This window comes from Bradyrhizobium sp. SHOUNA76 (assembly GCF_023006445.1).
Taxonomy (GTDB): Bacteria; Pseudomonadota; Alphaproteobacteria; order Rhizobiales; family Xanthobacteraceae; genus Bradyrhizobium.
The window spans coordinates 1-8,294 of record NZ_JALBHA010000286.1 but is presented as its reverse complement, the minus strand read 5'-3'; the positions used below and the strand labels follow the sequence as shown (position 1 = coordinate 8,294).

6 protein-coding genes are annotated in these 8,294 nt (G+C 65.5%); 4 read left to right on the top strand and 2 right to left on the bottom strand.

The annotated features are described in order from the left end of the window. Window positions 1–1,220, bottom strand: a 1,220-nt coding sequence (locus tag MOV74_RS24625; protein WP_246928451.1) for a caspase family protein, incomplete at its 3' end; no start/stop codon positions are given. 426 nt (window positions 1,221–1,646) lie between these two features. On the opposite strand from MOV74_RS24625, the gene MOV74_RS24620 reads away from it, so the two are divergent. Genes MOV74_RS24620 through MOV74_RS24610 form a run of 3 tightly spaced genes read left to right on the top strand, consistent with a single transcriptional unit; the run spans window position 1,647 to window position 5,544 of the window. Then, entirely contained in the window at window positions 1,647–2,678 is a 1,032-nt protein-coding gene (locus tag MOV74_RS24620; protein ID WP_246928450.1) for a TRAP transporter substrate-binding protein, read from the top strand. A 1-nt stretch (window position 2,679) separates the two neighbouring features. Further along, a complete protein-coding gene (locus MOV74_RS24615) occupies window positions 2,680–4,554 on the top strand; it encodes a TRAP transporter large permease subunit (protein ID WP_246928448.1) in 1,875 nt (624 codons plus the stop codon). Between the two features lie 12 nt (window positions 4,555–4,566). Then, the gene (locus MOV74_RS24610; protein ID WP_246928446.1) at window positions 4,567–5,544 is read left to right on the top strand and encodes a hydroxyacid dehydrogenase; all 978 of its coding nucleotides are present in this window, start codon (window positions 4,567–4,569) and stop codon (window positions 5,542–5,544) included. On the opposite strand, the gene MOV74_RS24605 is transcribed toward MOV74_RS24610, so the two are convergent. Next, window positions 5,541–6,707 (bottom strand): ABC transporter substrate-binding protein, encoded by a 1,167-nt coding sequence (locus MOV74_RS24605; RefSeq protein WP_246928443.1) that lies wholly within the window; start codon window positions 6,705–6,707, stop codon window positions 5,541–5,543. The two genes, MOV74_RS24610 and MOV74_RS24605, sit on opposite strands and share 4 nt — an antisense overlap. A 326-nt stretch (window positions 6,708–7,033) precedes the next feature. Between MOV74_RS24605 and MOV74_RS24600 the strand changes: the two genes are divergently transcribed. After that, on the top strand, window positions 7,034–8,294 hold a 1,261-nt coding region (locus MOV74_RS24600), incomplete at its 3' end, for a CHASE domain-containing protein (protein WP_246928441.1).

Sequence of the window (8,294 nt, the reverse complement as noted above, 5' to 3'; positions counted from 1 at the left end):
GCCGGCGGTGACGGCGTAGAGCACGGGCAGGTCGGGGCCATCGCGACGGCAACTGGGGTCGCCGCAGCGGCGACAGGCACACCATAATTGCGGTTCTGCACGCGGAGCAGCAGCCGGCGCGCGGTCGCGGCGAGGTCGCTGTTGTCCCAATTCGCAAGATACGCCTCGAACGAAGCGCGGGTGTTGATCGCGGTTGCGCGCTCCCAGGCCAGCATCTGGCGCCGTCGTTCCAGCACCGTGCGCAGGCGCGGCGTGCGTGTGTCCTGAGCGTACAGCTCGATATAGGCCTGATACGCCGGCACCGTGTCGTCGGTGATGACGAGTTCATAGGCGACCATGGCCGGCTTGCCCTGCAAGTCCCTGCGCCACTCCTCGACGCTGCGCGTGCCGCTGGCGAGCGCCATCGAATTTGCGCCCGGAAGGGAAGGCTGACTGCCGCTGCTCTCGCCGAAGAACTTGAAGTCGGTGGTCAGCGACGAGCTTTCCCAGGGAATCTGCCGTCCGTCGGTCGACTGCGCGACGGCGACGCGGATGCGCTTGAACACCTCCTCGATCGGAAGGTTCGGTTGCTTGGCGACCGTGAGTGCTGCGGTGGTGTAGGGGCTGTCGATGCCGGAGCCGTCCTCGGCTTCGGCGCCGGGCGAGGTCGAATAGGAGATGAACGAGCCGGGCGCACCGGCCTTGGTGTCGACGATCGCAAGTCCGTGGCCGGCGCCGCTCAGCGCGGGGAATGGATTGTTGCGGCAGGCATCGAGCATGAAGATGCGCGCCCGCGTCGGCAGCGCGCCGAGCGTGTTGAGCATGTCGTTCAGCCGGACGCCCTGGAGCGGAATGTCGGCCTCGCGCTTGGGATCGAGATCGACAGGAACGAGATAGTTCTCGCCGTCGATCTGCAGGCCATGGCCGGCATAAAACACCAGCGCAACGGTGTCGGCGCCACTGGCGCTGACCTTGCCGGCGAAATCCGAGATCGCCGCGCGCATCTCGGTTTGCGCCAGATTGGCGGCCGTGGTGACGGTGAAGCCGGCATTGCCGAGCAGCTCGGTCATGCCCTTGGCGTCGTTGGCGGCGTTGGGCAGTTCCGGCACAGTGCGATAGGCGGACTGGCCGATCACCAGCGCGAGCCGCGCTTCGGCGGCGGCGTCCGTCGGTGACATCATTTGCGTGAGCGCAAGAAGACTGGATGCAAGCAGCAAATTGGAAAAGACTGGACGGCGCATGGTGTCACCTCCATCGGCAATGCGCGATGATGTCACTTTTTCTAGGGGGCCGCCAGAAGTCCGTCTGTGCACTGGATCACGTTCGTCGTGCGGCAAAATGGGGCAGGTGTCTGCTGCGACCGGAAGGCATCGTTCTGGGTTCACCCATGTGAATTGCGCATTGATCCATGCTCCAATTGGATTGATGTCGATCCTGCGCGACGGCGCCCGTTGCGCGGGTGTGGCCGCAGGCCGATCCTCGTCGTAAGTCCGCAGGAATCCTGGTCGATTCGTCGTGCTTGCGGACGCCGCTAGACTCCTCGTGCGGCACGTCGAAGGCGAGGGAGCCTCGCTTGCCTGTGCCGCCGCTTTGGCCATACAGTCCGCGCAACAGGCTGGGGCAACGACCGCGGCGAACAAAAAAGACAATTTGGGAGAGACCGCACCATGACCATCGTGCCCGTGAACCGTCGCGCGTTCATCAAGTCATCGGCGGCGGTCACCGCCGGTCTCGTGCTCTCCCCCGCCATCATCGGCCGCGCCGAAGCCGCGACGTTGAAGCTGAAATGCTCCTCCTCGCTGCCGAACGATCCCAAATTCGCCAACGGCCGGGTCTACTACGACAATCTCGTCAAGAGCCTGAAGGCGAACGGGCTTGGTGAGCAGATCGAGGTCGCCTTCTTTCCCGACAACCAGCTCGGCCAGGAGATCGACGTCATCAACTCGGTGAAGCTCGGCGTCATCGACCTCATGGTGTCGGGCTCGTCGATCTCGGCGAATCTGGTGCCGCTGGTCGGCACGTTCGATCTCGGCTTCCTGTTCTCGAGCTTTCCGCAGCAGACCAAGGCCTTCGATGCCGGCGCCGCAAAGCCGATCGAAGACGCTCTGCTCAAGGGCGGTAACATCCGCATCATCGCCTGGGCCTATAATTTCGGCTCGCGCAGCGTGCTGGCGAAGAAGCCGGTGAAGACGCCGGAGGATCTCGCGGGCCTCAAGATCAGGACGCTGCCGAACCCCGTCATCACCGAATGCCTGCGGCTGATGGGGGCCGCGGCGACGCCGCTGGCGTTCGGTGAGATCTACACCGCGTTGCAGGCCGGCGTGCTTGACGGCCTCGAGCACGATCCGCCGACGATCCTGGCCAGCAAGTTCTTTGAAACGTCGAAGTTCTACGGACTGACGCAGCATAATTTCTCGCCGCTCGCGATCTATTTCAGCGACGTGACCTACAACCGCATGGATCCGAAGCTGCGCGAGGGGTTCCTCGATGCCGCCAAGAAGGCCGCGGCCGACACGCGCGCCCATGGACTTGCGGTCGAGAAAGAGGCGCTGGCGGCTTTGACCGAGAAGGGCGTGACGGTGGCCGAATGCGACCGCGAGGCGTTCAGGAAGCGCGTGGCGCCGCAGACCGAGAACTTCATCAAGGCGCGGCCTGAATCGAAGGCCGTCATCGACATCATCCGCGCGACCCAAGCCTGAGATGACCAAATCTGAGCTGGTGATGACAGCCGCCGTGCCCGTTTCGGGCGGCCGCCACGGGAGCATCGCCCTGCTGCTGCGTGCCAGCGACGCGATCGCGGCCATCCTGCTGGCCGCCGATCTCGTGGTGGTCTGCGCCTCCGTCCTGCTGCGTTTCTTCTTCAACGCGCCGGTCGAATGGTCGGATGACGTCGCGCGCGGGCTGATGGTCGGATCGGCCTTCTTCGGGGCGGCGAGTGCGCTCGCGCGCGGCGAGAATGTCGGCGTGTCCTTCTTCCGCGACCTGCTGCCGGTGCGGTTGCGTGCGCTGGTCGATGCCGCGAGCGCCCTGCTGGTCGTGCTGATCTCCGGCTATGTCGCCTACCATGCGATCAAGCTGGGCTCGCTGACGGCGGGCCAGACCACCGGATCCGGCCTGCCGCTGGAGTTGACCTTCTACCCGATGGGCGTCGGCGCGCTCTTCATGACGGTGTTCGCGATCGACCACCTCTGCGCGCGGCCGCTCCCTGACATCGTCAGGGGCCTCGTCGCCATTGTCGTCGTGTCCGGCCTTTATCTCGCCTGGGATTATCTGTCGCCGTCCTCGGTGCCGTCGGCGGGCACGTTGATGCTGATCGGCTTCTTCGCAACGCTGTTCGGCGGCTTGCCGATCGGCTTTGCGCTGGCGCTCGCCGCGCTGGTTTTCATCTGGGTCGAAGGCGCGCTGCCCGGCGTCATCTTCGCCCAGCAGATGGCGCGCGGCATCGACAATTTCGTGCTGCTCGCGATCCCCTTCTTCATCCTCGTCGGCTACCTCATGGAAGCCAACGGCATGTCGGTGCGGCTGATCGAGCTGTTGCAGCGCGCGGTCGGGCGCATGCGCGGCGGGCTGAACGTCGTGATGGTCGCTTCCATGGTGCTGTTCTCCGGCATCTCGGGCTCGAAGATGGCCGACGTCGCCGCGGTCGGCTCGGTGCTGATTCCGGCGGCGCGCCGCTCCAAGCAGAATCCGGGCGGCGCAGTGGCGCTGCTGGCGGCCTCCGCAGTGATGGCGGAGACCATCCCGCCCTGCATCAACCTGATCATCCTCGGGTTTGTGGCCAACCTGTCGATCGGCGGCCTGTTCGTCGCAGGCCTGCTGCCGTCGGCGCTGATGGCGGCCGTCCTGATCGCGGTGTCCATCATCTTCGGCAAGCGGCCGGCGCAGGTCGAGGAGGTCGAGCCGCAGATGCCGGTTTCGGGCCTGTGGAGCGGCGCGATCGCCTCGTTCGGCCTGATCTTCATGATCTTCTTCGGCTTCAAGAGCGGCTTTGCCACCGCGACCGAAATCTCCGCCTTCGCGGTGGCCTATGCGCTCGTCGTCGGCAGCGTGGTGTTTCGCGAGCTCAGCTTCAAGTCGGCGGCGCACAGTTTCGTGCAGGCCGCGACGCGCGCAGGTCTCGTGCTGTTCATCGTCGCCGCCGCGCAGTCGCTGGCGTTCACGCTGACCTTGCAGCAGGTGCCGCATGCGGTCGGCGATTTCATGCTCGGATTGTCAAAGACCTCAGGCGTGTGGCTGTTCATTCTCTTGGCGATCGCCGTGCTGATCGTGATGGGCTCGGTGCTGGAAGGCGCGGCCGCGCTGATCATCTTCGGGCCGCTGCTGTTGCCGGTCGCGGTGCAGCTCGGCGTCGATCCGCTGCATTTCGGCGTCGTCCTGGTCATCGCCATGGGCATCGGCCTGTTCGCGCCGCCGCTCGGGCTCGGGCTCTACGGCGCTTGCCTGATCGGCAACGTGCCGATCGAGCAGACGGTGAAGCCGATCATGGGCTATCTCGGCCTGTTGTTCCTCTGCCTGCTCGTCATCGCCTTCGTGCCGTGGCTGAGCACCGCGCTGCCGCGGGCATTCGGCTACTGAAGGAGTTTTGCCGTGAAGATTCTATTGGCTCACACGCCGGAGATGCGGCGGAACTATTACGGCGATCGCAGCCTGAACGGTCTTCGCGCTGCCGCGGAGGTGATCCTGCACGAGGGCGATGACCCCCTGGACGCCGCCGGCCTCGTGCGCGCGGCGAAAGACGTCGACATCATCGTTGCCGACCGCATGACGGAAGGGCGCGGCGAGATCTTTGCGCAGCTGCCGCATCTGCGGGCCTTCGTCCGCTGTGCTGTCGACATCCGTAACGTCAACGTCGAGGCGGCCTCGCAAGCAGGCGTGCTCGTGACCCGCGCCGGGCCCGGCTTCGTGCAGGCCGTCGCCGAGCTCGCACTCGGCTTCATGGTCGATCTCTCCCGCGGCGTCTCGCGGAGCACGGCCGACTACCAGGCCGGCCGCAAGGCGGAAGCACGAATGGGCCGCCAGCTCGCCGGTAGCCGGATCGGCATCATCGGCTATGGCAGCATCGGCCGCTATCTCGCCGAGGTCGCAAATGTGCTGCGGATGGAGGTGCTGGTCTCCGATCCTTTCGCTATCGTCAGCGATGCCGCGATCCGGCAGGTCGGTCTCGACGAGCTGCTCGCCGCATCGGACTACGTCGTCTGCCTTGCGATCGCCAACGAGCAGACCGAGAACTTGATCGGTGAGGCTGCGCTGGCACGGATGCAGAAGCATGCCGTGTTCATCAATCTCTCGCGCGGCAATCTCGTCGACGAAGCGGCGCTTGCGAAGGCGCTGCGCGAAAACCGCATCGCCGGCGCCGCTATGGACGTCGGCCGCGCGCCCGACCAGATGCCGACGCCCGAGCTCGCCAAGCTGCCGAACGTGATCGCAACGCCCCATGTCGGTGGGCTGACGCCGCAGGCGATCGAATATCAGTCGCTGGAAACAGTCCGGCAGGTCGAGGCGATCGTCAAAGGCGAGGTCCCGCCGGGGGCGGTCAACGCCGAGCGCTGGACGCGGCGGCCCTAAAGCCGATCCACCGCCCTGAACGTCCCGTCCTTCTGGATCACCGTCAAAAACACCTTCGGCGGCGTGTCGAGCATGCGCATGCCGACGCTGACGATGCTGCCGCTGATGTCGAAGCGGCCGACATCGTTGATGGCGCGGAGCAGGCTTGCGCGCGTTGGTTTCGGCCCGGCTTTTTCCAGCGCCGCGGCCGCGAGGCGGCCGGAGAGATAGCCTTCGAGCGACACGAAGTCCGGCGTCAGCGTCGGATCGAACGCCTTCTGCGCCGCCTGGTAGTCGGCGACGAGCTTGAGCGAGCGATCCCAGGGAAACGGCACGACCTGCGAGACGATGACGCCTTCGCCGTCGGGGCCGAGTTCCCTGGCGAGCGCATTGGCGCCGACGAAGGAGATGTTGACGAAAGTCGGATAGAAGCCGCGGCGATGCGCGAGCTTGATGAACTCCGCGCAGGGACCATAGGTCCCGACCATCACGATAGCCTCGGGTTCGGCGCGCTTGATCATGCGCCAGGCAGCCGTGACCGCGCGGGTGTTGCGTTCGAAGGTGCCTTCGGCGGCAAGCTCCAGGCCGCGCCTGGCGAGCGCGCGCTTCACACCGTTCAGACCATCGCGGCCGAAGGAATCGTCCTGGTAGAAGATGCCGATGCGGGTGAACTTGCGATCCTCGGTGAGGTGCTTGATCCACGCTTCGGCCTCCGCACCATAGCTCGCGCGGATGTTGACGACGTTTGCAAGTTCGAGGTCGCGCAGGAATTCAGCGCCGCTGAACGGGCCGATGAAGGGAACGTTCCTGGCGCTGGTGATCGGAATCGTCGCCATCGCGGTCGGCGTGCCGACCGCGCCGATCAGCGCGAACACCTTGTCGTCCTCGATCAGGTGCAGCGTCTGGGCCACCGAACGATCGGGGTCGTAGCCGTCATCGCGGCTGATGAGCTGGAGCTTGCGGCCGTAAACGCCGCCCTTGGCGTTGATCTCGGTGAACGCTGCGACGATGCCTTGCCGCATGCGCTGTCCCAGCGCGGAGGAGGGGCCTTCCAGCGCGGCGGCCTGGCCGAACAGGATCGCGTCCTCGCTGACACCGGCCTCCTCGGCTTTCGCCGGAAGCATGGTCGTAGCCAGGAGCACGATGGTCAGGACGACGGATGTCGCTGATCGAAATCGATACATCGGGAAGTGTTGCCGGAGGGATGGAAGAGGACCTGTGCAAGATATCCCCGCAGCCTGAATAGCTCGCTAACCGGCAGCGCGTCGGCAGGCCGTAGTACTCCGGGCAAAACCGGCAAGTTGCTTCCACAATGCCGGGTCATTCACGGACTTCATTAACTAATTCACGCGTTGCATAACGATCCGGTTCCGAAATTGTGCAGTTCTTAACCGCGGCCTTGTTCCGATAGCAGCGCCGGTGCTTCAACCAGAGGTTCGGCTCGTCGCAGATGGGGGACGGCGGCTTCAGGATGGGCGATCGCGACCAGAACGATCAGGATCGGAGGCGCATGACCGGGTGGTGGCGTGCCGCGCCGCTGCTCGGACTCTATCGCCCTGCGCTCGTCGCGGCCGGCGTCGGTCTTCTGTTCTCGCTCGTGGGCGCGGCCGCCGTGGCGCGGTGGGAAGATCGCGTCAACAGGATCGAGTTCGAGAACGCGGCCGAAACCGAAGCGATCGTCATGCAGAACGGCATGGGCGAATACATCTCCAGGCTCGTCGCGCTGCGCACGCTGTTCGAATCGACCAACGACGAGGTCACCCGCAGTGAATTCGAGACCTTCAGCGCCCGCCTGTTCGAGCGCCATCCCGGCATGCTCCGCATCGCCTGGCTGCCGCGCGTCAACCGCAAGGAGCGCTCGGAATACGAGGCCGCGGCGATCATGGACGGCGTTTCCGGCTATCGCATCAAGTCGCTTCAGGGCGCGAGCTTCGCGACTGCGCCGCAGAGCGATGAATATTTTCCGGTGTACTACTCGACGCAGCCGAAGACCTCGGCGGTCTATGGCATGGACTACGCCACCGTTCCGGAGCGCCGCGCGTTTCTGGAGCGTGCGCGCGACAACGACAAGGTCGCAGCCATTCGCACGCGGCTGTTCGAGCCGAGGGAAGGGGGCCGGCTGCCCGATGTCCTCGTTGCCGTTCCCGTCTACGCCAAGGGAACGTCGCGCGAGACGGACGCGGACCGGCGCCGCAATCTCGCCGGCTTCGTGGTCGGCGTCTTCGACCTGCCCCTGCTGATCCAGACCATTCGCGTGACCACCGGAGCAAGCCCCGCGGTCAGCATGAACGTCTATCCGCCCTTCTCCGCGCAGATCGTCAGCCTGGAGCAGATGCTGCCGGACTATTCGTCGGCAGCGACGGGGCCGCAGTCGATGCGGGACGTCGCGCGGGCGCTGCACTGGTCGGGAAGTCTCAAGATCGGCGATACCGATTGGCAGGTGCGGGCGGTGCCAACTGCCGGTGGTCCGCTGGAGACGACTTATGATCGCGCGGGCGCGGTGCTGATCGTCGGCATGCTGCTGACGCTGTCACTGTCGACCTATCTCATGCTCGCCAGCCGCAATTCGCGGCGGCTGTCGCTGGCCAACCGGCGGGTGCTCGAGCTCGCCCAGACCGACGTCCTGACCGGCCTGCCGAACCGCGCGTTCTTCCTCGCCCGGCTCGACGAGCTCAATGGCCGGCTGGAGGACGGCGGGCCGACCTTCTCGATCCTGATGCTCGACCTCGATCGCTTCAAGAACGTCAACGACTCCCTCGGTCACGGCGCCG